Annotated in this window: 22 protein-coding genes and 1 pseudogene; 10 read left to right on the top strand and 13 right to left on the bottom strand. The window is 70.5% G+C overall.

Annotated features, from left to right (window positions below; genetic code table 11):
* Positions 1 to 376: pseudogene (locus E1295_RS49235) on the top strand (hypothetical protein); the annotation flags it as partial.
* A gap of 32 nt (positions 377 to 408) precedes the next feature.
* Here the strand turns inward: E1295_RS49235 and E1295_RS36290 are convergent.
* The 5 genes from E1295_RS36290 to E1295_RS36270 are packed head-to-tail and all read right to left on the bottom strand — an operon-like array spanning position 409 to position 5,150.
* On the bottom strand, positions 409 to 1,575 hold the full coding sequence (locus E1295_RS36290; RefSeq protein WP_246080766.1) for a lipid-transfer protein: 1,167 nt from the start codon (positions 1,573 to 1,575) through the stop codon (positions 409 to 411).
* Between the two features lie 17 nt (positions 1,576 to 1,592).
* Positions 1,593 to 2,006, bottom strand: a complete 414-nt coding sequence (locus tag E1295_RS36285; RefSeq protein WP_132637809.1) for a MaoC/PaaZ C-terminal domain-containing protein — start codon at positions 2,004 to 2,006, stop codon at positions 1,593 to 1,595.
* The gene (locus tag E1295_RS36280; protein WP_132637807.1) at positions 2,006 to 2,899 is read right to left on the bottom strand and encodes a bifunctional MaoC family dehydratase N-terminal/OB-fold nucleic acid binding domain-containing protein; all 894 of its coding nucleotides are present in this window, start codon (positions 2,897 to 2,899) and stop codon (positions 2,006 to 2,008) included. The genes E1295_RS36285 and E1295_RS36280 overlap by 1 nt, the downstream gene beginning before the upstream one ends.
* On the bottom strand, positions 2,896 to 4,050 hold the full coding sequence (locus E1295_RS36275; RefSeq protein ID WP_132637805.1) for an acyl-CoA dehydrogenase family protein: 1,155 nt from the start codon (positions 4,048 to 4,050) through the stop codon (positions 2,896 to 2,898). Before E1295_RS36275 ends, E1295_RS36280 begins: the two co-directional genes overlap by 4 nt.
* The gene (locus E1295_RS36270) at positions 4,050 to 5,150 is read right to left on the bottom strand and encodes an acyl-CoA dehydrogenase family protein (protein ID WP_132637803.1); all 1,101 of its coding nucleotides are present in this window, start codon (positions 5,148 to 5,150) and stop codon (positions 4,050 to 4,052) included. The genes E1295_RS36275 and E1295_RS36270 overlap by 1 nt, the downstream gene beginning before the upstream one ends.
* Positions 5,151 to 5,765: 615 nt before the next feature.
* Here E1295_RS36270 and E1295_RS36260 point away from each other — a divergent pair.
* The 5 genes from E1295_RS36260 (at position 5,766) to E1295_RS36240 (ending at position 10,420) form a co-directional block, all read left to right on the top strand.
* Positions 5,766 to 6,416: a TetR family transcriptional regulator gene (locus E1295_RS36260; RefSeq protein ID WP_132637801.1), complete on the top strand. Its 651-nt coding sequence runs from the start codon at positions 5,766 to 5,768 to the stop codon at positions 6,414 to 6,416.
* Between the two features lie 88 nt (positions 6,417 to 6,504).
* The gene (locus E1295_RS36255) at positions 6,505 to 7,500 is read left to right on the top strand and encodes a sigma-70 family RNA polymerase sigma factor (protein ID WP_132637799.1); all 996 of its coding nucleotides are present in this window, start codon (positions 6,505 to 6,507) and stop codon (positions 7,498 to 7,500) included.
* Between the two features lie 43 nt (positions 7,501 to 7,543).
* A complete protein-coding gene (locus tag E1295_RS36250; protein ID WP_132637797.1) occupies positions 7,544 to 8,659 on the top strand; it encodes a steroid 3-ketoacyl-CoA thiolase in 1,116 nt (371 codons plus the stop codon).
* A gap of 32 nt (positions 8,660 to 8,691) precedes the next feature.
* The gene (locus tag E1295_RS36245; protein ID WP_132637795.1) at positions 8,692 to 9,714 is read left to right on the top strand and encodes an MBL fold metallo-hydrolase; all 1,023 of its coding nucleotides are present in this window, start codon (positions 8,692 to 8,694) and stop codon (positions 9,712 to 9,714) included.
* 25 nt (positions 9,715 to 9,739) lie between these two features.
* A complete protein-coding gene (locus E1295_RS36240; protein ID WP_132637793.1) occupies positions 9,740 to 10,420 on the top strand; it encodes a FadR/GntR family transcriptional regulator in 681 nt (226 codons plus the stop codon).
* Positions 10,421 to 10,567: 147 nt separating this feature from the next.
* On the opposite strand, the gene arfA is transcribed toward E1295_RS36240, so the two are convergent.
* Entirely contained in the window at positions 10,568 to 12,064 is a 1,497-nt protein-coding gene (arfA, locus tag E1295_RS36235) for an arabinosylfuranosidase ArfA (RefSeq protein ID WP_132637817.1), read from the bottom strand.
* A gap of 85 nt (positions 12,065 to 12,149) precedes the next feature.
* Here arfA and E1295_RS36230 point away from each other — a divergent pair, with 85 nt between their 5' ends.
* The 3 genes from E1295_RS36230 (at position 12,150) to E1295_RS36220 (ending at position 15,588) form a co-directional block, all read left to right on the top strand.
* A complete protein-coding gene (locus tag E1295_RS36230; protein ID WP_132637791.1) occupies positions 12,150 to 13,166 on the top strand; it encodes a LacI family DNA-binding transcriptional regulator in 1,017 nt (338 codons plus the stop codon).
* Positions 13,167 to 13,175: 9 nt separating this feature from the next.
* Positions 13,176 to 14,123, top strand: a complete 948-nt coding sequence (locus tag E1295_RS36225; RefSeq protein WP_132637789.1) for a DNA polymerase ligase N-terminal domain-containing protein — start codon at positions 13,176 to 13,178, stop codon at positions 14,121 to 14,123.
* A gap of 208 nt (positions 14,124 to 14,331) precedes the next feature.
* The gene (locus E1295_RS36220; protein WP_132637787.1) at positions 14,332 to 15,588 is read left to right on the top strand and encodes an ATP-binding protein; all 1,257 of its coding nucleotides are present in this window, start codon (positions 14,332 to 14,334) and stop codon (positions 15,586 to 15,588) included.
* A gap of 10 nt (positions 15,589 to 15,598) precedes the next feature.
* Here the strand turns inward: E1295_RS36220 and E1295_RS36215 are convergent, their stop codons facing one another.
* The 7 genes from E1295_RS36215 to E1295_RS36185 are packed head-to-tail and all read right to left on the bottom strand — an operon-like array spanning position 15,599 to position 22,895.
* Positions 15,599 to 16,522, bottom strand: a complete 924-nt coding sequence (locus E1295_RS36215) for an aldo/keto reductase (RefSeq protein WP_132637785.1) — start codon at positions 16,520 to 16,522, stop codon at positions 15,599 to 15,601.
* A 5-nt stretch (positions 16,523 to 16,527) separates the two neighbouring features.
* Positions 16,528 to 17,517, bottom strand: a complete 990-nt coding sequence (locus tag E1295_RS36210; protein WP_246080764.1) for an ABC transporter permease — start codon at positions 17,515 to 17,517, stop codon at positions 16,528 to 16,530.
* The gene (locus E1295_RS36205; RefSeq protein ID WP_132637783.1) at positions 17,514 to 18,995 is read right to left on the bottom strand and encodes a sugar ABC transporter ATP-binding protein; all 1,482 of its coding nucleotides are present in this window, start codon (positions 18,993 to 18,995) and stop codon (positions 17,514 to 17,516) included. The genes E1295_RS36210 and E1295_RS36205 overlap by 4 nt, the downstream gene beginning before the upstream one ends.
* Positions 18,995 to 20,014, bottom strand: a complete 1,020-nt coding sequence (locus tag E1295_RS36200; protein WP_132637781.1) for a sugar ABC transporter substrate-binding protein — start codon at positions 20,012 to 20,014, stop codon at positions 18,995 to 18,997. The genes E1295_RS36205 and E1295_RS36200 overlap by 1 nt, the downstream gene beginning before the upstream one ends.
* Positions 20,015 to 20,035: 21 nt before the next feature.
* Complete coding sequence (locus E1295_RS36195; protein WP_246080762.1) at positions 20,036 to 20,767, bottom strand: SDR family NAD(P)-dependent oxidoreductase; 732 nt, start codon at positions 20,765 to 20,767, stop codon at positions 20,036 to 20,038.
* Positions 20,764 to 22,053 (bottom strand): enolase C-terminal domain-like protein, encoded by a 1,290-nt coding sequence (locus tag E1295_RS36190; protein ID WP_132637779.1) that lies wholly within the window; start codon positions 22,051 to 22,053, stop codon positions 20,764 to 20,766. The genes E1295_RS36195 and E1295_RS36190 overlap by 4 nt, the downstream gene beginning before the upstream one ends.
* Positions 22,050 to 22,895 carry a fumarylacetoacetate hydrolase family protein gene (locus tag E1295_RS36185; RefSeq protein WP_132637777.1) on the bottom strand — a complete coding sequence of 282 codons (846 nt, stop codon included), beginning with the start codon at positions 22,893 to 22,895 and terminating at the stop codon, positions 22,050 to 22,052. The genes E1295_RS36190 and E1295_RS36185 overlap by 4 nt, the downstream gene beginning before the upstream one ends.
* Before the next feature lie 365 nt (positions 22,896 to 23,260).
* Between E1295_RS36185 and E1295_RS36180 the strand changes: the two genes are divergently transcribed.
* The coding region (locus E1295_RS36180; protein WP_132637775.1) for a cytochrome P450 at positions 23,261 to 24,381 on the top strand (1,121 nt) is incomplete at its 3' end.

The raw sequence follows: 24,381 nt of genomic DNA, 5'->3' as shown, positions 1-24,381 counted from the left end.
CTCCCCACCGTCCCCGCTCGCCGCGCCCGCCGCCTCCGACCGGCCGTCCGCGTCCGCCCGACCTGCCGCGCCCGGCGCGCCCGCTGGGTCCGCCGCGCCGGCCGAGCCGGTCTATCGGCTGCCCGACCTGCAGAAAGACGTGCTCGACGAGGCCCCCGCGAGTGTGCCGCCCGCTCGGGAGGAGGGCGGGATGCTGGCGCCGCGGCCGGTGCGGGCCAGGCCCGCACCGAAGCGGCGTCCGGCGCCGGTCGGGCCGCAGAAGGCGCGGCGCCGCCGGGAGCGCCACTACGACTGGGTCTGGGAGCTGGTCGGGTTCCTGATGTGCGTGGCGATCGCGATGATCGTCTTCTTCTCCATGCCGATCTTCAACGGCTGACCGCCGCCGGCCCGCCCCGGGCCGGCGGCGGATCAGGCCGCGGACAGGATGAGACCGCTGGTCGGCACCCCCGTCCCGGCCGTGACCAGGACGTTGGCGACACCGGCCAGCTGGTTGGCGGCGGTGCCCCTGATCTGGCGCACCGCCTCCGCGATGCCGTTCATGCCGTGGATGTACGCCTCCCCGAGTTGCCCGCCGTGCGGGTTGACCGGCAGGCGCCCGTCCAGCTCGATGCCCCCGTCCTTGACGAACTCCGGTGCCTCGCCGCGAGCGCAGAAGCCGAGCTCCTCCAGCTGGGTGAGCACGAACGGGGTGAAGTGGTCGTACAGGATGGCGGTGGTGATGTCGCGGGGTGTCAGGCCGGACTGTTGCCAAAGTTGCCGGGCGACGACCGACATCTCGGGAAGGCCGGTCATGTCGTCCCGGTAGTAGCTCGTCATCATCATCTGGTCCGCGCCCGCCCCCTGGGCCGCCGCCGTGATGTACGCCGGCGAGCGGCGCAGGTCGCGGGCGTGTTCGGCGCCGGTCACGACGAGCGCCACCGCGCCGTCGCTCTCCTGGCAGCAGTCGAGCAGGTGCAGCGGCTCCACGATCCACCTGGACGCCTGGTGCTCCTCCAGCGTGATGGGCCGCCGGTAGAACCAGGCGGCCGGGTTGGTGGCCGCGTGCCTGCGCATGGCCACCGCCACCCGGCCGAAGTCCTCGGAGCTCGCGCCGTGGACGTGCAGATAGCGCTGCGCGAACATGGCCACCCAGGCCGCCGGCGTCATCAGCCCGAACGGCACGTGCCAGCTCATCTCCAGCCCCTGCGAGGTGGGTTCGCCTCCCATCCCGGCGTTCGGCTGGCCGAAGCGGCGTCCCGAGCGTTCGTTGAAGGCGCGGTAGCACACCACCGTACGCGCCATGCCCGTCGCCACGGCCATGGCGGCGTGCGCCACCGTCCCGCAGGCCGCGCCGCCTCCGTAGTCGACGCGGGAGAAGTACGTCAGCTCGCCGATGCCCGTCTCCCTGGCCACGGCGATCTCCTGGTTGGCGTCCTGGGTGAAGGTCACCAGGGCGTCCACGTCACCGGGTGACAACCCGGCGTCGTCCAGCGCCGACAGCACGGCCTCGGCGGCGAGCCGCAGCTCCGACCGTCCCGACCGTTTGCTGAACTCGGTGGCTCCGATGCCCGCGATGGCGGCGCTCGTTCGCGACAACGCCCTCTCCTTCTGGTTCATCCGGCTGGGGGAAGGTTCAGGGTGACGGTGCCGGTGGCGTGGGAGCCCAGGCTCACCTCGCCGCGCACCTCGACCGTGACGCGCCCGCCGTCGCGCGACACCACCGTCCCGGTGAAGGTCAGGCGGTCGCCCGCGTACGCCGGGACGCCGAGCCTGACGTCGATGCCCTCGATGACGGCTTCCGGGCCCGCCCAGTCGGTGACGTACCGCTGGACCAGGCCCATCGTGGTCAGGATGTTGAGGAAGATGTCCTTCGAGCCCTGGGCGCGGGCCCGTTCCGTGTCGTGGTGCACCGGGGTGAAGTCCATGGTGGCCAGGGCGGCCGAGACGACCACGGTGGGCGTGAGCCCGATGGACAGCCCCGGCAGCTCGGCTCCTGCCTCGACCTCGTCCGCGGTCAGGGTCCGCATCACGCCTCCTCCGGGGTCCACAGGGGAAGGACGAGCCGGTCGTCCATCGGCCGGTACGTCACGCGCAACGCCATGCCGATCTCCACCTCCCCGGGCGGGCAGCCCACGACGTTGCCCACGATCCGTACGCCCTCCGGCAGCTCCACCACGCCCACCACGAACGGCGTCTCGCGGCCGGGCACCGGCGGATGGTGGTGGACGACGTAGCTGTGGAGGGTTCCGTGGCCGCTCGCGACCGTGTAGGTCAGGCGGGACGAGCGGCAGCGCGGGCACAGGGGGCCCGGCGGGTGGCGCAACCGGCCGCAGTCGGCGCAGGTCTGGATGCGCAGCTCGCCGTTCTTCGCGCCCTCCCAGAAGAACGCCGTGTCCTGGTTGACCGCCGGCTGCAACGGGTACGGCGGCCGCTCCTCGCCCGCGCCTTCTTTGGGCCGGAACTTGAGCACGCGGAAGAGCATCTCGGCCACCGGCTCGTCGCCGTCGCCGTACCAGGTGACGTTCCAGGTGGCGAAGTAGCCCACGCCCAGCGCGGTCCGTTTGGGGCCCGCCAGGTCCGTGAACCGGGTGGCGGACGTCAGCCGCTCGCCCACGCGCGCGTAGCGGTGGTAGGTCTGCTCGCAGTTCGTCGCCACCACACCCGTGTAGCCGGCGCCGTCGAGCGCGGTCATCAGGTCGTCCACCGGCGAACGGCCCTGGCGGGGAGCCTGCATGGTCCACACCTGCGCCATCGCGGGCGGGGCCAGGCCCCGGTCCAGGTAGGCCGGGTTGGTGTCGCCCATGGCGGCCAGCCAGTGCCTGATCATGGGCGCGTTCACCGGGTCGGGGCCCGGTGCGCCGCGCACCTCCCCCAGCGCCGCCTGCTTGCCCGCCAGCTCCCGCAACTCCTCGTCGGTCATCGCGGGGGCCTCGGCAGGTTCAGGCCGAGCATCGCGATCAGCTCCCGCTGCACCTCGTTCACCCCGCCACCGAACGTCAGCACCACCGCGCCCTTGACCCCGTGGTCGACCCGTTCCAGCAGTTCGGCGGTCTCGGGGTCGGACGGGTCGCCGTACCTCGCCAGGGTGTCGCCGACGATCCTGCCCGCTTCCTGCATGCGCTCCGAGCCGTAGATCTTGGTGGCGGACGCGTCGGGCGCCCCCAGCCAGCCGAGGTCCATGTTGGCGGCGACCTGCCAGTTGAGCAGCTCGTTGGTGCGGAAGGCCGCCCACACCGCGGCCAGCGCGCGCCGTACGTCCGGATGGTCCGCCAGACCCGTACGGCGGGCCCAGGCGAGGAAACGGTCGTAGGTCTGGCCGAGGTTTCCCGCGGGGCCGAGGGTGACACGTTCGTGGTTGAGCTGGTTGACGATCAGGTCCCAGCCGCGGTCCACCTCGCCGACCACCATGTCCACGGGGACACGCACGTCGGAGTAGTAGGTGGCGTTGGTGTGGTGGCGGCCGTCCATGGTCACGATCGGGGTCCACGAGTAGCCGGGGTCGTCCGTGGAGACGATCATCATGGTGATGCCCTTGTGCTTCTTGGCCTCGGGGTTCGTACGGGCCGCGAGCCAGATGTACTGCGCGTAATGCGCGCCGCTGGTGAAGATCTTCTGCCCGTTGACGACGTAGTGGTCGCCGTCGAGCACCGCCGTGGTCCGCAGGGAGGCCAGGTCGGTGCCCGCCTCCGGCTCGCTGTAGCCGATGGCGAAGTGGCACTCGCCGGCGAGGATGCGCGGCAGGAAGAAGTCCTTCTGCTCCGGCGTCCCGTACTGCATGAGCGTGGGCCCGACGGTCTGCACCGTGATGATCGGGTACGGCACGCCGGCGCGGGCGATCTCGTTGGCGAAGATCTGCTGCTCCAGGGGGCCGTAGCCGCCACCGCCGTACTCCTTGGGCCAGCCGAGGCCGAGTTTGCCGTCGCGACCGAGGCGGCGGCAGTGCTCCATGTACGTCTCGCCGAACGGATCCCCGGCGATCTTCCCGCGGTCCTCGGCGGTCAGGCAGCCCTGGAAGTACTCGCGCAGCTCGTCCCGGAGCGCGCGCTGGTCAGGGGTGAGGTCGATCAGCATCAGACGAGCGCTCCCATCAGGTCGAGCTGGGCTCCGGCGCCGCCGAGCAGGTGGGACAGGTGCTTGGCCTGCGCGAAGTAGCGGTGCAGCGGGTAGGTCACGTCCAGCCCGAGCCCGCCGTGCAGGTGCTGGCAGGTGTGGAGCGCCTTGACGGCCTCTCCGGCGTGGTACGCGGCCAGCGCCAGGTCATGGTCGGCCGGCAGCCCCTCCCCCAGCCGCCAGGCCGCCGACCACATGGCCACGTCGAGCGCCCGTCCCGCGATGTAGACGTCGGCGATCTGCATGGTCACCGCCTGGAACTCGGCCAGCGCCCGCCCGAACTGCCGACGTGTCCTGATGTACGACGTGGTCAGCTCCAGCGCTCCCGCGAGGACGCCGGAGGCCTGGGCGGCGACGGCGGCCATGAACAACCTCCTGGTTCCCTCGGCCGCCTCGGGCCCGCCGACCCGTTCTGCCGGGGCCTCGTCGAGCACGAGGGTGGCCGCGGGTTCGCCGGTGGAGGCGAACTCGGGACTCACCCGCACCCCGCGCACCGGCCCACCGGGGCCGCCCGCCCCGTCCGGTATCCCTTCGACCAGGAACAACCCCGCGTCGGCGGCGACGAGCGCCGAGCCGCCGAGATGGGGCACCGACACCTTCCGCCCCGTCAACGCCCATCCGCCGTCGGATGCCGGCGTTCCGCCAGCGTCGCCCGGCGCACCGGACGGAACCGATCCTCCACGCGCGGAGCCGTCCGCGACGGGCGGGTCGCCGGTACGACGCGCGGCCGTCGCGGGCGGGTCGGCCAGGGCCCGGCCGGGCTCGCGGAGCGCGACGGTGCCCCGGGTGAGGCGACGCTGCTGGTCAGGGGTGCCGTGGCGGGCCAGGGCCAGCGTGCTCACCAGCGTGGCCAGCGCGGGGACCGGCGCCGCCCGCGCCCCCACCTCGCGCAGCACCACGGCCATCTCCACCGGCCCGAGCCCGGCCCCGCCCGCCTCCTCGGGGACGCACACGCTCATCAGCCCGGCCTGCCAGAGCCGGTCCTCGCCCCCTTCCCTGGCCAGGACCTCGGCCGCCAGCTTCTTCAGGTCCTGCTGGGTCTCGTCGAGATTGAAATCCATCAGAGTCTCCCGAGGGGACCGTCGCCTTGAGGAGGCGGGGGGATAGGGAGCGGGAGGGCCGCCAAGGCCCGAGCGTGCCCTGACCTGTCAGGTCCGCGCATCACGGATGTCCTTCCTAATTTGGTCGGCGGCCTGCCGATATCGTGGTGATGTCGTTACCGAACGTGTTGGGGGATGGGGTGTGCGCAGGTCGTTTCGGCTCTTGCTGCGCCCCACGGCTCGGCAGGCGGCGGCGCTGGCGGCGTGTGTGGAGGACCACCGGACGCTGTACAACGCCGCTTGGGAGCACCGGCGCACCGCCTATGCCAGGGCGGGGGTGAGTGTCCGGTACGGCGAGCAGTCGGCCGAGCCGAAACACATCCGCGCCGATGATGCGGACGGGCAGGGGCGTTGGTCGGAAGCAGGGACGCGAGTGTGTCCGCGGTCATCGCTCCTCCAGCAAGCGCTAGGTCAGACGAATCGCAAACTAGAACAGATTCTAATATCTGTCCAGTAGCCACTTATCCCAATAAGTCGAGATATACGCCTCTAGCGCCGTAGACATGCGCCTATACGGCAAGTTTGTGACCCCCGAGTAACAAGCCGCGCCATCGAGAAATCAGATAACGTGTTCTTATGCGTACCACGCACGCGACGACCGCCGCGCCCTCCGGCGACATCGAGAGGGCCATCGACAGCCACCCCGCCCCTGGCGGGCACAGCCTCCGTAGTCGCAGCCAGCACCAGCGCCGCAAGCGCATCGTCCAGGCCGCGGCGGCGCTGGCCTCGCGCGGCGGGGTCGAGGCGATGCAGATGCGCACCGTGGCCGAGCGTGCGGGCGTGGCGCTCGGCACGCTCTACCGCTACTTCCCGTCCAAGATGGACCTGGTCGTGGCGGTCGTCGGCGAGGAGCTCGACCTGCTGGAGAGCAGCATCGAACGCCGCCCGCCCGGCGCCGCCACCGCGGCGAGCCGCGCGGTCGACGTGCTGATGCGGGCGACCCGCGGGCTCATGCGCGAGCCCGAGCTGGCCGACGCGCTCATCCGTTCCCTGATCATGGCCGAGGTGCAGACGCCGTTCGGCGACCGGATGACGGGCCTGCTGCTGCGCGTCTCGGCCGACGGCCTGTCGATCGAGGACGCCACCGAGGAGCAGCTCGACCTCGCGGGGTCGCTGGCCAGCGTGTGGGTGCAGGAGCTGCTGGAGATGCTGCGCGGGCGCCGCACGTACGACCAGATCCAGCGCCGCATCGAGACCGCGGCCACCAGACTGCTCACCGGAATCTGAGCCACCCGCTGGGTCCTGTCGGGCCGAATTGACCGCCCGATGGTAAAGCTTTCGCCGTTATGTCAGTGGCGGCGTCTATACAGGGGGTATGACCGACAAGCCGACGAACGAGGACTTCCTCCGGCAGGCTGATCCGATGCGGCGCGAGCTGCTGGCGCACTGCTACCGGATGATGGGCTCGGTGCACGACGCCGAGGACCTCGTTCAGGAGACCTACCTCCGCGCGTGGCGTGCCTACGACGGGTTCGAGGGGCGCTCCTCGCTACGCACGTGGCTCTACCGCATCGCCACCACCACCTGCCTGACCGCGCTGGAGAGCCGCGGCAGGCGGCCGCTGCCCACGGGCCTCGGCGCTCCGAGCACGGAGGCCACCGCTCCACTGGTGCGAGACACCGAGGTGCCGTGGCTGGAGCCCGTGCCCGACGCGCTGGCGGGCGCGGGCGCCGACGATCCCGCCGCGATCGTGACCTCGCGCGAGAGCATCAGGCTCGCGCTGATCGCCGCCCTGCAGCACCTGCCGCCCCGGCAGCGCGCGGTGCTGGTCCTGCGGGACGTGCTGCGATGGAAGGCGGCCGAGGTGGCCGAGGCGGTCGGCGTCTCCACCGCGGCCGTCAACAGCATCCTCCAGCGGGCCCGCGCCCAGCTCAAGGACGTGTCGCCGACCATGGACGACCCGGTCGAGCCGCTGACGCGGGAGCAGCGTGAACAGCTCGACCGTTACGTCGCGGCGTTCGAGAACTACGACATCGACAGCCTGGTCCACCTGTTCACCGAGGACGCGGTGTGGGAGATGCCGCCGTTCACCGGCTGGTACCAGGGGCCGCGCGCGATCGCCGAGCTCGTCAAGGTGCGGTGCCCGGCCGAGAAGGCCGGCGACCTGCGGCTGGTGCCGATCGAGGCCAACGGCCAGCCGGGCTTCGCCCTCTACCACCTCGAAGAGGGTGTGCACCGGCGGTTCGGGCTGATGGTGATGACGTTCACCGGGGAGCGCGTCAGCCACGTCGGGATGTTCTTCGACCTGCGGCTGTTCGACACGTTCGGGCTGCCGGAGACTTTGCCGGCCGAGGCTTCCGCGACAAAGTAGAACGCGTTACTGTCGCCTCCAGAGCATCGTTCTGGAGGCGACAGTGGGCACACCTGTGATCGTCGAGGCCGTTCGCACCCCCATCGGCAAGCGGGCGGGCTGGCTGGCCGAGCTCAAACCGCAACAGGTTCTGGCTACCGCGTTGAACGGGCTCGTACGCCGTTCCGGCCTCGACCCGGCGGCCGTCGACCAGGTGTTCGCCGGTTGCGTGACGCAGGCGGGCGAGCAGGGCGGGCACATCGGCCGCCACGCCTGGCTCTACGCGGGGCTGCCCTACCAGACGGGCGTCACCACCGTCGACGCGCAGTGCGGGTCCTCGCAGCAGGCGGTGCACCTGGCGGCGGCCCTGATCAGCGCGGGCATCATCGAGACGGGCGTCGGGTGCGGGGTCGAGGTGATGAGCCGGGCGCCGCTGGGCAGCAACGTACGCCCCGCCAGCCCGCGCCCCGACGACTGGAGCATCGACCTGCCCGACCAGTTCACCGCGGCCGAGCGGATCGCCCGGCGGCGCGGTCTGACGCGCGAGAGCCTCGACTGGTTCGGGGCGCGCTCGCAGCGGCTGGCGGCCAAGGCGTGGGCCGACGGGCGGTTCGAGCGGGAGATCGTGCCCGTCGGCGAGGTACGCAAGGACCAGGGGCTGCGCGAGACCACCGTGGATAGCCTGGCCGGGCTCAAGCCGGTGGCGGAGGGCGCGCTGCACACCGCGGGCACCTCCTCGCAGATCTCCGACGGGGCGGCGGCCGTGCTGGTGATGAGCGAGCGGGCGGCGCGGCGGCACGGGCTGCGGCCCCGGGCGCGCATCCTGGCGCAGGCCCTCGTCGGCGCGGAGCCGTACTACCACCTGGACGGGCCCGTGGACGCGACGGCGAAGGCGCTCGCCGCGGCCGGCATGACGATCGGCGACATCGACAGGTTCGAGGTGAACGAGGCGTTCGCGTCGGTCGTGCTGTCGTGGGCGGGCGTGCACGAGCCCGACCTGGACAGGGTCAACCCGAACGGCGGCGCGATCGCGCTCGGCCACCCGGTGGGGGCCACGGGAGCGCGGCTGATCACCACGGCCCTGCACGAGCTGGAACGCTCGGACTCGGCGACCGCGCTGGTGACGATGTGCGCGGGTGGGGCGCTGGCCACGGCGACGATTCTGGAGCGCATCGGCTGATTTTTCAGGTCAATCTTCACGCAGGGGGGCCCATGAAGACCAGACGCAGGCCGTACACCGAGCAACGTCCTCAGGAGCTCGGCGGCGGGGTGTGGAGCGTGCCGGTGCCGATCCCCGGCAACCCGCTCGGCTACACGCTCGTCTACGCCGTCGAATCCCCCCAGGGGCCGGTGCTGGTCGACGCCGGGTGGAACCATCCGGAGGCGTGGGAGGCGCTCAGCGGCGGCCTGGCGGCGCTCGGGATGGACGTGGTTTCCGTGCGCGGCGTGGTCGTCACCCATTTCCATCCCGACCACGCCGGGCTCGCCGGGCAGGTCAGGGAGGCGTCCGGCGCCTGGATCGCCATGCACGAGGACGACGCGGCGCTGGTCAAGCTCATGAACGAGTACGCGGGCGACGCGCACGACACGTTCCAGTCCGACATGCTCAGGCGGGCGGGGGCCGATCCCGGCGAGGCGCGCGAGGTCATGGGCGGGCGTCCCGCGCCGCCGGCGCAGCCCGATCGCGAGTTGCGCGACGGCGACCTGGTGGACCTGCCGGGGCGCAGGCTGCGGGCCGTGCACACGCCCGGCCACACGCCCGGCCACATCTGCCTGCACCTGGAGGACGCCGATCGGCTCTTCACCGGTGACCACGTCCTTCCCGGCATCACTCCACACGTCGGCATCTACCCCTACGACCGTGACGACGTCGATCCGCTCGGGGATTTCCTGCGATCATTGGATCGGGTGGCCGGGTTGGGGCCGCTGGACGCGCTGCCAGCACATGAATGGACATTTCCGGATGTGGCCGCGCGGGCCGCCGAGATCCGCGACCATCACGAGGAGAAGCTCCAACGGCTGCGCGCCCTCCTGGCCGAGCGGCCGGAACCGCTGACCATCTGGGAGGTCGCCGCGATGATGACGTGGAACAGGCCATGGGACGAGCTGGCCCCCATGCTGAGAGGCATGGCCGCCGGAGAGGCCGCGGCCCACCTGCGCACCCTGGAGGTGCAGGGGCACGTACGCCGCCACGCCGGTGTCGAGCCGGTCCGCTTCCAGGCTCTAGACTCCTAGACATCCGATGTCTAGGGAGAGAAGCGTGGCGGTCACCGACGCGGCCATCGACAAGATCAAGCAAATGATCGTCTCCGGCGAGCTGGCGCCGGGAGACCGGCTGCCCAAGGAGGCCGACCTCGCCGAACGGCTCGGACTGTCCCGCAACTCGCTGCGCGAGGCCGTGCGCGCGCTGTCGCTGATCAACGTGCTCGACGTGCGCCAGGGCGACGGCACCTACGTCACCAGCCTGGAGCCGCGCCTGCTGCTCGACACCATGTCGTTCGTGCTCGACCTGCACCGCGACGACACGGTGCTGCAGTTCTTCGAGGTCCGCCGCATCCTTGAGCCGGCCGCCACGGCGATGGCGACCGAGCTGATGACCGACCAGGACATCGCCGAGCTGCGCGAGATCCTCGACGCGCTGCCCGCCGAGCCCACGGTCGAGGAGCTGGTGGCCAACGACCTGACCTTCCATCAGCGCATCGCCCGGGGGTCGGGCAACAGCGTGCTCTGCTCGTTCATCGAGAGCCTGTCAGGTCCGACCACTCGGGCGCGGATCTGGCGCGGCCTCACCCAGGAGGGCGCGATGGAGAAGACCAGGGAGCAACACACCGCGATCTACGAGGCCATCGCCGCCCGCAGGCCCGACGTCGCCCGCTCCTGGGCCACCGTGCACGTGGCCGGGGTGGAGTCGTGGCTGCGCCGGGCACTGGAGCTCGACTGATCGCCGGCGACAGCCCTCCAGCTCGACGGATCACCGGGGACAGCCCTCCAGCTAGGCTGATCACCAGGGACAGCCGCCCAGCTCGACGGATCACCAGGTGCGGCCCTGGCTGATCGCCAAGGGCGGCCCTTCAGCGTTGCCCGGCTCCTAGGAGAGCCGCGCCCGCAGCAGGTTGAAGGACACCGGCGGCAGCACCGCCGTGAGCCGGTCACCGTCGATCTTCGCTCCGCCGGCGGCCCGAGGCTCCACGCGGCGCGGCTCCCTCTCGGTGTTGCGCGCCCCCGTGTCGTCGTCGGCGACCGTGACGTGCGAGAGGTCCGTCGCCCGCGGCAGGCCGCGCAGGTCGATCTCCACCGGCAGCGGCCGGTCGCCGCGGTTGACCGCGAAGACGGCCAGCCGGTCCTCGTCCAGCGTCGCCGCGGTGGCCAGCACGGGCACCTCGCCGTAACGCTCGGTCGGCATGGCGGGCGCCGTGGCCTGCACGCGCAGGATGCGGCCGCGGGCGTGGGCGGCGGTGAGCGCGAACGGGTGGAAGATCGTCTGCCGCCAGGCCGGGCCGCCCGGTTCGGTGCGGATGGGGGCGATCACGTTGGCGAGCTGGGCCTGGCAGGCGATGCCGACCCGGTCGGCGTGGTTGAGCAGGGTGATGAGCAGGCTGCCGACGACGGCCGCGCCGGCCACGTCGTACTCCTCCTCGATGATGCGCGGCGCGTGCTCCCAGTCCAGGCTGCCCTCGCCGCCGAACAGGCTCTGCGACCAGACGTTCCACTCGTCGAAGGAGACCTTGAGCCGCTTGCGGCTGCCGAGCTTGGCGGCCACGTGGTCGGCCGTGGCGATCACGCCCTCGATCTGCTGCTCCATCTCCACGGCCGAGGCCAGGAAGTCGGCCCGGCCGCCGCCCACCGGGTCGTAGTAGGAGTGCGCGGAGATGTAGTCGACCTGGTCGTAGCAGTGCTCCAGGACCGTGGCCTCCCACGAGCCGAACGTCGGGATGCGCATGTTGGAGCTGCCGCAGGCGACCAGTTCCAGGCCGGGGTCCACCCGGCGCATGGCCTTGGCCGCCTCGTACGCGAGCCTGCCGTACTCGTCGGCCGTCTTGCCGCCGATCTGCCAGGGCCCGTCCATCTCGTTGCCCAGGCACCACACCCTGATGCCGTACGGCTCCGGCACGCCGTGCTTGATCCGCAGGTCGGACCAGCGGGTGCCACCGGGGAAGTTGGCGTACTCGACGAGGTCGCGGGCCTCCTTGACACCCCTGGTGCCCAGGTTGACGGCCATCACCGGCTCGGCGTCCACCTCGCGCAGCCAGGTCATGAACTCGTCGAGCCCGAAGGCGTTCGTCTCGATCTGCCTCCAGGCCAGGTCGAGCCGCGTGGGCCGCTCGGAGGCGGGTCCGACGCCGTCCTCCCATTCGTAGTTGGAGACGAAGTTGCCGCCCGGATAGCGCACGGCGGTGACGCCCATCTCCCTGGTCAGCTCGATGACGTCGCGGCGCAGCCCGTCCTCGCCCGCCCGCGGGTGCCCGGGCTCGAACACGCCTGTGTAGACGCATCGCCCCATGTGCTCGACGAACGAGCCGAACAGGCGCTTCCCGACCGGGCCTACCTCGAACGCCGGGTCCAGGGTGAGCTTGGCGGAATCCATGGGCACGTCCTCCTTCGTCAGGGCTCTGCTCATTGATACATCGTTGTATTCAACGTTGTAAACACGGGTCATACACTTTCACGTCATGGAGAAACCCCGCGTCGGTCTCAAGGACGTGGCCAGGCTGGCCGGAGTCTCGGTGAAGACCGTCTCGAACGTCGTCAACGGCTACGTACACGTCACCCCGGCGACCAGGAGCCGGGTCGAGGCGGCCATCAAGGAGCTCAACTACCGCCCCAACCTGTCGGCCAGAAACCTGCGGCAGGGCCGTACCGGGATCATCGCCCTGGCCGTGCCCGAGCTGGACATCCCCTACTTCGCGGAGCTGGCCAGGTTCGTGGTGAGCGCGGCGGAGGAACGCGGGCTGACCGTGCTGATCGACCAGACGGGCGCGTCGCGCGAGCGCGAGCAACTCGTGGCCGAGGGGTTCCGCGCCCACCTGATCGACGGGCTGATCTTCAGCCCGCTCGCGCTGACACCCGAGGACCTGGCCGCCCGCGTGGACGACACGCCCATGGTGCTGCTGGGCGAGCGCGTCTACGACGGACCCGCCGACCACGTCGTGGTGGACAACGTGGCGGCGGCCAAGGAAGCCACCCTCCACCTGGCCGCGACCGGCCGGCGGCGCATCGCGGCGATCGGCGCCCAGGACGACGTCGCGGCGGAGACGTCACGGCTGCGGCTGGCCGGCTATGCCGAGGCGCTGGCCGAGGCCGGCCTGCCCGCCGACGACCGGCTCGTGCAGCACGTCGACACCTACCACCGCGCCGACGGTGCCCGCGCGATGGCCCGCCTGCTCGACTCCGGCCCGGCGCCGGACGCGGTCTTCTGCTTCAACGACCTGCTCGCCCTCGGCGCCCTGCGCACGCTGCTGGAGCGCGGCCACGACGTGCCCGGCGACGTGGCGCTGGCGGGCTTCGACGACATCGAGGACGGCCGGTACGCCACTCCCACCCTCACCACGATCTCCCCCGACAAGCAGGCGATCGCCCGCCAGGCCGTCGATCAGCTGGCCGCCCGCATGGCCAAGGGCTCGCAGGCCGAGGCACGGGAGATCCGGGTGCCGTACGAGCTGATGATCAGGGAGAGCACCGGCGGGTAGGAGCCTGCTGTGTCCGACAAACTTGCGCGATACCGGAGCAAGCGCGACGACCGACGCACCCCTGAACCCGTCCCCGCCGAACCTCCGACCCCCGGAGACGACCGGGCGTTCGTCATCCAGGAGCACCACGCGCGCTCGCTGCACTGGGACCTGCGGCTCGAACGCGACGGCGTGCTCGTCTCCTGGGCCGTGCCCAAGGGCCTGCCCGCCGACCCCGCCACCAACCACCTGGCCGTGCACACCGAGGACCACCCGCTGGAATACCTCACCTTCCACGGCGAGATCCCCAAGGGCGAGTACGGCGGCGGCACCATGACCATCTGGGACACCGGCACGTACGACACCGAGAAGTGGTCGGAGCGCGAGGTCAAGGTCGTCCTGCACGGCACGCGGGCCTCCGGCCGGTTCGTGTTGTTCAGGACCCGGGGCAAGAACTGGATGATCCACCGCATGGACCCCCCGGTCCGCGACCCCTTCCCCGACGTCGAGCCCATGCTGCCCACCGAACGCGCGAGGCCGCCGCGCGACGCCTCCGCCTACGCCTTCGAGTTCGCCTGGGGAGGCCGGCGGCTGCTGGTGCCCGTCGAGGGCGGCCGCACCACGGCCTCGCGCGAGCACCCGTGGCTGCGGGGGCTGGCGGAGTCGTTCGGCAGCCGTACGGCGCTGCTCGACGGCGAGCTCGCCACCCTCGGAGGCGCCGAGATCCTCGTCTTCTACGACCTCCTCTACGACGACGGGCGGTCGCTGGTGGACCGGCCCTACACCGATCGCAGGGCCGCCCTGGAGGCGCTCGACCTCGCGGGCGCCCACTGGCAGACCGCGCCGTCCTGGCCGGGCGAGGCGGGCCCGGTGCGCCAGGCGGCCCGCGAGCAGGGGTTGCCGGGGGTGATGGCCAAACGCCTGGACGCGCCGTACGAGCCGGGGCCGTCGAAATCCTGGCTGTTCATCCCCTCCTGAGCACCTGATACCCCGCCGCCGGCATGGGCACGGCACCACGTCCGTAGCGACCGATCCACCACGAGGCGAGCGTCCAAACCACCACGGAGGTCGCGGCCAATCGACCACGGGGTGAGCGACCAAACCACCACGGGACGCGCGACCAAACCACCATGGAGCGAGCGACCAAACCACCACCGAAGGCCCGCTCACGTGCCATGCTGAAGCCATGGTGAACACTCCTCTCGGCCGGGTGGTGTCCCGTCATGCCGAAACAGCCGTGGCGGAAGCCCTGGCGGACACCCGTGTGGTTCTGATCAACGGTGCGCGCCAGTCCGGGAAGAGCACACTGGTGAAGCAGGTGGCCAAAGGCCCATCGGCGGAGTGGCGAGATCTGGATCGAGAGTTCGTGCGCCAGGCGGCGGTCAGCGATCCGGAGGGTTTCGTCGACTTCCCGGGGCTGATGGTCATCGATGAGGTTCAACGCGCGCCGCACCTGCTGCTGTCCATCAAGGCGCAGGTCGACGCCGATCCCAGCCCCGGTCGTTACTTGCTGACGGGCTCCGCTCGCGTACTCGGTCTGCGGACGTTGCCGGACACCCTTGTGGGCCGCATGGAGACCATCGAACTCTGGCCTTTCTCACAGGGGGAGATCGACGGCACTCCTGACCGCTTCATCGATGCCGTTCTCACACAAGGCGCCGGCCTGCGTCACACGTCCGAGGTCACGCGCGCGGACTATGCGGACCGCATCGTTCGAGGAGGCTTCCCCGAAGCGGTCACCCGCACGAACGTCCGGAGGCGGCGACGCTTCTTCGATTCCTACGTAGGAGATCTGGTCGCCCGTGACGTGAGTGAGCTCTCCGAAATCGAGCGGCTGCCCGACATGCATGCGCTGATTCGCCTGCTCGCCGCACGATCCGGGCAACTGCTCGCACGTCAGTCGGTCGGCGGCGAGCTGGGATTGCCCGCGAGCACGGCATCCAGATACCTCAGCCTGCTCGAAGAGGTCTATCTGATCAAACGTGTTCCCGCCTGGTCCCGCAATCTCAGCAGCCGCGCCGTGCACGCTTCGAAGATCGCTTTCGTGGACTCCGGCATCGCGGCGAACCTGCTCGGCATCGACGCACGCGGGCTCGTTCGTCCCAACGGCCTGTTCGGCCCGTTGCTGGAGGGCTTCGTTCTGATGGAGCTGGCACGCCAGCTGACGTGGTCGGACACCCCAGCCGACCTCTACCACTACCGGACCAAGGACGGGGTCGAAGTGGACGCCGTGCTGGAGAACCGGCGTGGTGAGGCGGTGGGCATCGAGGTCAAGGCCGCCTCGACCGTCCGGGCTGACGACTTCAGGGGGCTGCGGCACCTCGCCGATCGGCTCGGCGGCGACCTGATCGCGGGGATCGTCCTGCACACCGGCACGCAGACGCTGTCCTTCGGTGACCGGATGCGCGCGATCCCCGTGAGCGCCCTGTGGGAGGTCGGGTGAGCGGCCGGGGTCAGGCCGCCAGCAGCCCTTCCTCCCTGAGCTCGTCCCAGAGCGGGTCGGGGACCGGCCTGGACCACAGGGCGGCGTTCGTACGGACCTCCTCCGGGGCTCGGGCGCCCACGACGATCGACGCGACGGCCGGGTGGCGCAGCGGGAAGGCCATGGCCGCCTGGGGCAGGGTGACGCCGTGGCGCTCGCAGACGGCGGCGACGCGCCTGGCCCGCTCCACCAGCTCGGCCGGCGCCGGCCGGTAGTCGTAGGTGCCCGTCGGCTGGTGGGTGGCGAGGAGGCCGCTGTTGAACACCCCGGCCGCCAGCACCCTGACGCCGCGCTCCGCGCATTCCTCCAGCAGCGGCAGGCCCGACTGGTCGAGCAGGGTGTAGCGGCCCGCGAGCATGACGACGTCGACGCCGCTCTCGCGGACGAAGCGCAGCGGCGCCTGCCACTGGTTCATCCCGACGCCGACGGCCTTCACCACGCCCTGGTCGCGCAGCTCGGCCAGCGCCGGGTACGCCTGTTCGATCGCCTGGTCGACGTGGTCGTCCGGGTCGTGGATGAACACGATGTCGACGGAGGGCAGCCCGAGGCGGTCAAGCGACTCCTCCAGCGACCTGCGTACGCCGTCACCGGAGAAGTCCCACACTCGCTCGATCGCGGCCGGCACGTCGAAACCCTCGCCGTCACGCCCGTTCTCCCGCCGCGCGGGCACCAGCAGGCGGCCGACCTTCGTGGACAGGACATAGCCCGAACGGCCGGCCAGCGCCGCGCCCAGACGCCGCTCCGACAGGCCGAGCCCGTAGTGGGGCGCGGTGTCGAACAGCCGCACACCCGCGTCCCACGCGGCGTCCACCGTGGCGCGGGCCTGCTCGTCCGCGACGGACTCGAACAGGTTGCCGAGGGGCGCCCCGCCGAACCCGTGGCGCGGCAGCTCCATTGCGTTCAATCTTGTGCCTTTCCGCCCGCGATTCTGCTGATCATCAGCGCGATGAGGATGATCGCGCCGTAGATGACAGGCTGCCAGAAGCCCGACACGCCGATCAGCGTCAGGATGTTCTGCACCAGGCCGATCACCAGCACACCCGTGAGCGCGCCCAGGATGGTGCCTTTGCCCCCGTCCATGCTGACGCCGCCGATGACGGCCGCCGCGAACACCATGAAGATCCACCCGACGCCCTGGTTGTTGCCGATCGCCCCGAGGCGTCCCGTTTCCAGGATCCCGGCCAGCGCCGCCAGCGTGCCGCCCAGGATGAACACGGCCCAGAGCACCCGGTCGACGCGGATGCCGGCCGCGCGGGCCGCGTCGGCGTTGCCGCCGATGGCGTAGAGCGCGCGGCCGCCCCTGAGGTATCCGAGGGCGAAGCCGCCGGCGGCGAACAACAGCCCGGCGATCCAGACGGCCGCCGGCAGGCCCAGCCACAACGCGCTGCCGAGATAGAGGATCGACTCGGGCAGCTGGAACAACGTCTTGCCCTCCGTCGGCCCCTGCAGGAACCCGTGCACCACGATCAGCATGGCCAGCGTGACGATGAACGCCGACAGCTGGAACCTGATGATGAGGAGACCGTTGATCGCCCCGATCGCGGCCCCGACCAGCAGCGCCAGCGGGATCACGAGCGTGCCGGGCAGCCCGGTCCCGAACCCGCCCGCCGACACCGGGATGATGAGCATCACGGCGATCGCGGGCGCGGTGCCGACCGTCGACTCCAGCGACAGGTCGAACTTGCCGGCGATGAGGATCATCGCCTCGGCCAGCACGAGGAGCGAGATCGCCGCCTGCTGCTGGAGCACGTTGGTCAGGTTGCCCGCCGTCAGGAAGGTCGGGTCGAGGAACGCGCCCACGACGAGCAACAGCACGATCACCGGTACGAGCGTCAGGTCGCGGAACCGGGCCGGCCGCACCCGGAGGGCCGGCGCCATTGAAGTGGTCACTCTTCCATGCCCTCCATCACGGCCACGAGCTCGTGGTCCGTCCAGCCACGCGGCACGTCCTTGACGACCCTGCCGTGGAACATCACCAGCACCCTGTCGCAGATGCGCAGGTCATCGAGCTCGTCGGAGACCACCACGGCCCCCGCGCCCCGCTCGACGGCGTCCTCGACGGCGCCGAGCAGTGCCTGCTTGGCCTTGACGTCGACGCCCGCGGTCGGGTTGATCACCACCAGCACGACCGGGTCGTCCACGAGGGCCCGCGCGAACACCACCTTCTGGGCGTTGCCCCCGGACAGATCGCCGACCGGCTGGTCGGCTCCTTCCGTCTTGATGTCCAGGCTCTCGATCAGCTCCTCGCCCTTCGCCCGGCGGCGCGACGGCGAGACCAGGCCGTACCGTCCCAGCTTGCGGGCGATCGGGAACGTGGCGTTCTCCCCCACCGACAACCGCGGGACGAAGCCCTCGCGGTGGCGGTCCTGCGGCACCCAGCCGAGCCCTGCCCGCAGCGCGGCGGGCACGTCTCCCGGCCGGAGCCGCCTGCCGTTGACCGTGACCGTGCCGGAGTCGGCTTTGTGCAGCCCGACCAGCGTCTCGGCCAGGCCGACCTTGCCGCTGCTCGCGGAGCCCGCCAGGCCGACGACCTCGCCGGATCTGACCGTGAGGCCGACGTCCTGGTAGCGGCCGGCGAGCGACAGTCCCTCGCCCGACAACACCACCGTGCCGCCGGGCGTGCGCGAGCGGGACGTGTAGGCCACCGTGGCCTCCCCCGTCATCGCGGCGACCAGCTCGTCGTGCGGCAGGCCCGCGACCGGGCTGGTCACGATGTGGCGGGCGTCGCGGAACACCGTGACGCTCTGACAGATCTCGTAGACCTCGTCGAGGTGGTGGGAGATGTACAACATCGTGACGCCTTGCTCGCGCAGCGAGCGCATGCGGGCGAACAACCGCTCGATGGCCGGGCCGTCCAGCCGCGCGGTCGGCTCGTCGAGGATGATGAACCTGGCCCCGAACGACAACGCGCAGGCGATCTCGACGAGCTGGCGCTGCTCCACGGTGAGGTCGCCGGCCAGCGCCTGCGCGTCCACGTCCACCTCGTACGTGTCCAGCAGCTCGCGCGCGCTGCCCCGCAGCGCCCGCCACCTGATCAGGCCGCCCCTGCCCGGCTGGCGGTTGAGGAAGAGGTTCTCGGCGACCGACAGCGCCGGGATGATCGTCGAATGCTGGTAGACGCAGGCGACCCGCTGCCGCCAGGCGTCACGGTCGGCGATGGGCGGCGCCGGCTCGCCCGAGAACAGCACCTCGCCCTGGTCGGGCCGCAGGAGCCCGGTGAGGATCGACACGAGGGTGGACTTGCCGGCGCCGTTCCTGCCGACGAGCGCGCGGGTCTCGCCCTCGGCGATCTCGATGCCCGCGCGGTCGAGCGCGGTGGTGGGGCCGAAGCGCTTGACGACGTTCCGGGCTGCGACGTGTGGGTTCATCAGCCGGCCTGGTTGCCCCAGAGGCCCTTGTCGTCCACGTTGTCCTTGGTCACGAGGGGGGCGGGAAGCTGGTCCTCCAGGCCGTTCGGAAGCTTGATGATCGTGCTGCCGTGGTCGGTCGGGCCGGGTTTGAATGTCTTGCCGTCCGCCGCCGCCTTGGCGTAGAAGAGCGCGTACTTGGCGTACAGGTCGGCGGGCTGCGAGACGGTGGCGTCGATGTCGCCCTTGCGGATCGCGGCGTACTCCTGCGGGATGCCGTCATTGGAGACCACGGCGATGTGCTTCGGGTCGCCCGCCGGCACGAGCAGTCCCTTCTGCTTGAGCACCTGCAACGTCGGGGCCAGGTGCACACCTCCGGCGTGCATGTAGATCCCCTTGATGTCGGGGTTCTGCTCCAGGCGGGTCTGCAACATGGACGCCGCCTTGCTGCCCTCCCACTCGGTCGGCTCGCTGAAGACCGTGATGCCGGGGAACTTCGTCTTCATGCACGTCAGGAACGCCTCCGACCTGTCACGGCCGTTGATCGAGCTGAGCGCTCCCTGGAGCTGCACGACCTTGCCCTTGCCGCCGAGCTTCTCGCCGAGGAACTCGCACGCCTTGGTGCCGTACGCGCGGTTGTCGGCGCGTACGACCATGTAGACCTTGCCCTTGTCCGGCCGGGTGTCGACGGTCACGACGGGGACCTTCTTGTTCTCCAGCTGCTGGAGCGTGTTGGCGACGGCGCCGGTGTCCTGCGGCGCCATGATGATCACCTTGGCCCCCTGCCCGATCAGCGCCTGGACGTTGTTGACCAGTTTCGCCACGTCGTTCTGCGAATTGGTGGCGGGCATGAGGTCGATCTTGAGCTCGTCCGCCATCTGCGGAACGTACTTGATGTAGGAGTTCCAGAAGTCGGAGTCGGCGCGCGGGTGGTCGATGCCGATCTTGGTGCCACCGTGGCCTCCTCCCGCCGTACCTGGGCCACAGGCGGTGACGACCGCCAGGAGGGCCGCCGCCGCGACCGCCGATCCAAGCTTCATGGGGGGTGTCACCTTCCTTGGTCAGTGGGGTCTGAGCCGCAACCCCTGCATTCCGCCGTCGACCGCGAGCACGGTGCCGGTGGTGGCGCTGGCCTCCGGGCCGGCGAGGTAGGCGATCGCCGCGGCGACCTCCTCCGCACTGACCAGGCGGCCCATCGGCTGCCTGGCGCTCAGCGCCGCCCGCTCCGCCTCGGGGTCGTCGGCCGCGTCGAGCAGCTTGGCGACCCACGGTGTGTCGGCGGTGCCCGGGTTGACGCAGTTGACCCGGATGCCCTCGTGGATGTGGTCGGCGGCCATGGCGAGCGTCAGCGACTGCACCGCGCCTTTGGTCGCGCTGTAGAGCGCCCGGTTCGGCAGCCCCGCCGTGGCCGCGACCGAGCAGACGTTGACGACGGCGGCGTGCTCCGACCTCCTGAGGTACGGCAACGCCGCCCGCGCCACCCGGACCATGCCCAGCACGTTGACGTCATACACCTTGTGCCATTCCGCGTCCGGATTGTCCTCGATGGTCCCTTGGGCGCCGATGCCCGCGTTGTTGACCACCACGTCGATGCCGCCCAGGCGCTCGGCGGCCTCCGCCACCGCGGCCCTGACCCCGGCGTCGTCGGTGACGTCCGTCTTGATCCCGATGTACGGCTCGCCCGGCGGGTTGAGGTCGAGGCAGGCGACCTTCATCCCCCGCCCGGTCAGCTCGGCGGCCGTGGCCAGGCCGATGCCGGAGCCGCCGCCGGTCACGATCGCTTTCAGGCTCACGCGTTCCTCCAGACCTCACCGTCGGGGAAGGTGTGGGCGGCGATCGACACCGCGTGCATCTGCGCGCTGAAGCCGGGCGCGGACGGGGCGACGTACCGGCCGTTCCTGATGACGACCGGGTCGACGAAGTGCTCGTGCAGGTGGTCGACGTACTCGATCACGCGCCCCTCCATGGAGCCGGTGACGGCCACGTAGTCGAACATCGACAGATGTTGCACCAGCTCGCACAGCCCGACGCCGCCCGCGTGCGGGCACACCGGGACGCCGAACTTGGCCGCGAGCAGCAGGATCGCGAGGTTCTCGTTGACCCCGCCGACGCGGGCGGCGTCGATCTGCACGTAGGAGACGGCCTCGGCCTGCAGCAGCTGCTTGAACACGATGCGGTTCTGTACGTGCTCGCCGGTCGCCACCGGGATCGGCGCGATGCCCCGCGCGATGGCGGCGTGGCCGAGCACGTCGTCGGGGCTGGTCGGCTCCTCGACCCAGTGCGGGTCGAACTCCCGCAGCGCGTTGACCCACTCGATGCCGGAGCCGACGTCCCAGCGCTGGTTGGCGTCGATCGCGATCGGGTAGCCGGCCCCGCACGCCTCACGGGCCACCCTGAAGCGGCGCCGGTCGTCGTCGAGGTCGGCGCCGACCTTCAGCTTGATCTGCCCGAAGCCCTGGTCGAGGGCCTCCTTGCAGAGCCTGCGCAACTTCTCGTCGTCGTAGCCGAGCCAGCCGGGCGAGGTGGTGTAGGCGGGGTAGCCGGTCTCGACCAGGTGGCTGATGCGCTCAGCCTTCCCCTTTTCCGCCTTTTTCATGATTTCGAGGGCTTCGTCCTGAGTCAGTGCGTCGCTCAGGTAACGGAAGTCGATGAGGCCGACGATCTCCTCGGGCGTCATCTCCGCCAGCAGCCGCCACAGGGGCCGGCCCGCCCGCTTGGCCTTGAGGTCCCACAGCGCGTTGACCACGGCGGAGATCGCCATGTGCATGACGCCCTTCTCCGGCCCCAGCCACCGCAGCTGCGAGTCGTTGACCATGTCGCGGTAGAGCACGCCGAGGTCCTCGACGTCCTTGCCGACGACGTACGGCTCCAGCGCGGTGATGGCCGAGGTCTGGATGTCGTTGCCGCGCCCGATCGTGAACGCGAACCCGTGGCCCTCGTGCCCGTCGTCGGTCGTGAGCACGACGTAGGCGGCGGAGTAGTCGGGGTCGGGGTTCATCGCGTCGGAGCCGTCGAGCTCGCGCGAGGTCGGGAAACGTACGTCGTGCGTCGTCATCCCGGTGATGCGGTAGCCGCTCATGCCTGCCCCACCGTCTGACGCTGCCGGCCGAGCCCTTCGATCTCCAGCTCCATCACGTCACCGGCCCGGAGGTAGGGCTGCCCCGGCATGCCCATCGCCACCCCGGCGGGAGTCCCGGTGTTGATCACGTCGCCCGGCTCCAGCACCATGAACTGGCTCAGGTAGCGCACCACCTCGGCAACGTCGAAGATCATGTTCTTGGTGTCGCCGTCCTGGCGCAGCTCGCCGTTCACCCAGAGGCGCAGGGGCAGCTTCTGCGGGTCGCCCACCTCGTCGGCCGTCACCAGCCAGGGACCGAACGGGTTGAACGTCTCACACGACTTGCCCTTGTCCCACTGGCCGCCGCGTTCGAGCTGGAACTCTCGCTCGGAGACGTCGTTGGAGATCGCGTAGCCGGCGATCACCCCCAGGGCCTCCTCCGCGCTGCCCAGGTAGCGCGCTTCCTGGCCGATGACGATCGCCAGCTCCACCTCCCAGTCGGTCTTCACGCTCCCCCGCGGGATCAGCACCTCGTCATGGGGACCGACCATGGTGCCGGACGCCTTCATGAACACGACCGGCTCGGCCGGCGCCTCGGCGCCGGACTCGGCGGCGTGGTCGCTGTAGTTCAGCCCGATGCAGACGATCTTGCCGGGGCGCGCGAGAGGGGCGCCGATCCGCAGCCCTTCGGCCTCGACGACGGGCAGATCGCCGCGTTCGAGCGCCTCACGGACGCGCGCCACTCCCCCGGAGGCGAGGAAAGCGCCGTCGATCTCGGGCTCCCCGATGTCGCGCAGCTTCCCGTCGTCATCCAGCACCACCGGCCGCTCCTGGCCGGCAGGTCCTACTCGCAGCAGCTTCACACCGCATCCTTCATCTATACATCGGATGTCTTAGCCTCTGATGCTCGTGCGAGCCCGCGAGCATGTCAAGGGCGACAACCCGGACATATCCCGACACGTAACTCGTGAAAGATGGCTGGGCCTGCTCGTGGGCGGTGGATCGGGCGCGTACTCCGATGGCTACGTTCACATAGCCAGATTTTCCCCACCCCAAACATCGGAGGTGAAACGCGCACTACAGAGGGCAGGCGCCGCAGGAACCACAAAAGGCCTGCCAGGAACGGTCTAAGCGCGTCGGCCACGGGCTCCTTGACGGCCGTACAGCGGCGTAATAGAACACGTTGCAGTAGTGCGTAACCAAGCGCTTGATCAAGAGGGTGATCCGGGTGCACATCGACCTCGTCGACCGGGACGTCTACGCCACCGCCGGACCTCCGCACGACCAGCTGGCCTGGCTGCGCGCGAACTCGCCGGTCCACTGGCACGACGGTGATCCCGGATTCTGGGCCGTCACCACGTACGACGAGGTCGTCCACGTCTCGCGACACTCCGACCTCTTCTCCTCCTACCGGCGGCTGGCCCTGTTCGACGAGATGGCCGACGACCAGATCGACCTCCAGCGGCACATGATGCTCAACCAGGACCCGCCCGAGCACACGAGACGGCGCTCCCTGGTCAACCGGGGCTTCACCCCGCGCACGATCGGAGCCCTCGAAGAGCACATCCGCGACATCTGCGACGACCTGCTCGACAAGTGCTCAGGCGAGGTCGACTTCGTCACCGAGATCGCCGCACCCCTGCCCCTCTACGTGATCTGCGAGTTGCTCGGCGCACCCGTGGCCGACCGCGACAAGCTCTTCACCTGGTCGAACCGCATGATCGGCGCCCAGGACCCCGACTACGCCGACTCTCCCGAAGAAGGCTCGGCCGCCGCCATGGAGGTCTACGCCTACGCCAACCAGCTGGCGGCGCAACGCCGGGCCAACCCCAAGAATGACATCGTCACCAAGCTCATCCAGCCCGACGAGCAGGGCGAGACGCTCGACGAAAACGAGTTCGACCTGTTCGTCCTCCTCCTCGTCGTGGCCGGCAACGAGACCACCCGCAACGCCGCCTCCGGCGGCATGCTCGCCCTCTTCGACCACCCCGGCCAGTGGGACCGCCTGGCGGCCGACCCCACCCTCGCCAGGACGGCCGCCGACGAGATCGTCCGCTGGGTCTCCCCCGTCAACCTCTTCCGCCGCACCTCCACGACCGACCAGGTGCTGGGCGGACAGCAGATCAAGGCCGACGACAAGGTCGTGGTCTTCTACTCCTCCGCCAACCGCGACACCACGGTCTTCCCCGACGCCGACGTCTTCGACATCGGCCGCGACCCGAACCCCCACATCGGCTTCGGAGGCGGCGGGGCCCACTTCTGCCTCGGCAACCACCTGGCCAAACTGGAACTGCGCATCCTCTTCGAACAACTCGCCCGCCGCCTCCGAAGCCGATGTGGGGGTTCGGG

The sequence above is a fragment of the Nonomuraea mesophila genome, assembly GCF_004352805.1.
Taxonomy (GTDB): Bacteria; Actinomycetota; Actinomycetes; order Streptosporangiales; family Streptosporangiaceae; genus Nonomuraea; species Nonomuraea longispora.
This window is presented reverse-complemented; position numbering and strand designations above follow the sequence as displayed.

What these genes read in the sequence shown, in the direction of transcription:
- E1295_RS36285 (WP_132637809.1), bottom strand. Translation starts at nt 2,006, where the DNA reads ATGCGGACCCTGACCGCGGACGAGGTCGAGGCAGGAGCCGAGCTGCCG.
- E1295_RS36280 (WP_132637807.1), bottom strand. Translation starts at nt 2,899, where the DNA reads ATGACCGACGAGGAGTTGCGGGAGCTGGCGGGCAAGCAGGCGGCGCTG.
- E1295_RS36275 (WP_132637805.1), bottom strand. Translation starts at nt 4,050, where the DNA reads ATGCTGATCGACCTCACCCCTGACCAGCGCGCGCTCCGGGACGAGCTG.
- E1295_RS36270 (WP_132637803.1), bottom strand. Translation starts at nt 5,150, where the DNA reads ATGGATTTCAATCTCGACGAGACCCAGCAGGACCTGAAGAAGCTGGCG.
- E1295_RS36260 (WP_132637801.1), top strand. Translation starts at nt 5,766, where the DNA reads ATGCGTACCACGCACGCGACGACCGCCGCGCCCTCCGGCGACATCGAG.
- E1295_RS36255 (WP_132637799.1), top strand. Translation starts at nt 6,505, where the DNA reads ATGACCGACAAGCCGACGAACGAGGACTTCCTCCGGCAGGCTGATCCG.
- E1295_RS36245 (WP_132637795.1), top strand. Translation starts at nt 8,692, where the DNA reads ATGAAGACCAGACGCAGGCCGTACACCGAGCAACGTCCTCAGGAGCTC.
- arfA (WP_132637817.1), bottom strand. Translation starts at nt 12,064, where the DNA reads ATGGATTCCGCCAAGCTCACCCTGGACCCGGCGTTCGAGGTAGGCCCG.
- E1295_RS36230 (WP_132637791.1), top strand. Translation starts at nt 12,150, where the DNA reads ATGGAGAAACCCCGCGTCGGTCTCAAGGACGTGGCCAGGCTGGCCGGA.
- E1295_RS36220 (WP_132637787.1), top strand. Translation starts at nt 14,332, where the DNA reads ATGGTGAACACTCCTCTCGGCCGGGTGGTGTCCCGTCATGCCGAAACA.
- E1295_RS36215 (WP_132637785.1), bottom strand. Translation starts at nt 16,522, where the DNA reads ATGGAGCTGCCGCGCCACGGGTTCGGCGGGGCGCCCCTCGGCAACCTG.
- E1295_RS36205 (WP_132637783.1), bottom strand. Translation starts at nt 18,995, where the DNA reads ATGAACCCACACGTCGCAGCCCGGAACGTCGTCAAGCGCTTCGGCCCC.
- E1295_RS36200 (WP_132637781.1), bottom strand. Translation starts at nt 20,014, where the DNA reads ATGAAGCTTGGATCGGCGGTCGCGGCGGCGGCCCTCCTGGCGGTCGTC.
- E1295_RS36190 (WP_132637779.1), bottom strand. Translation starts at nt 22,053, where the DNA reads ATGAGCGGCTACCGCATCACCGGGATGACGACGCACGACGTACGTTTC.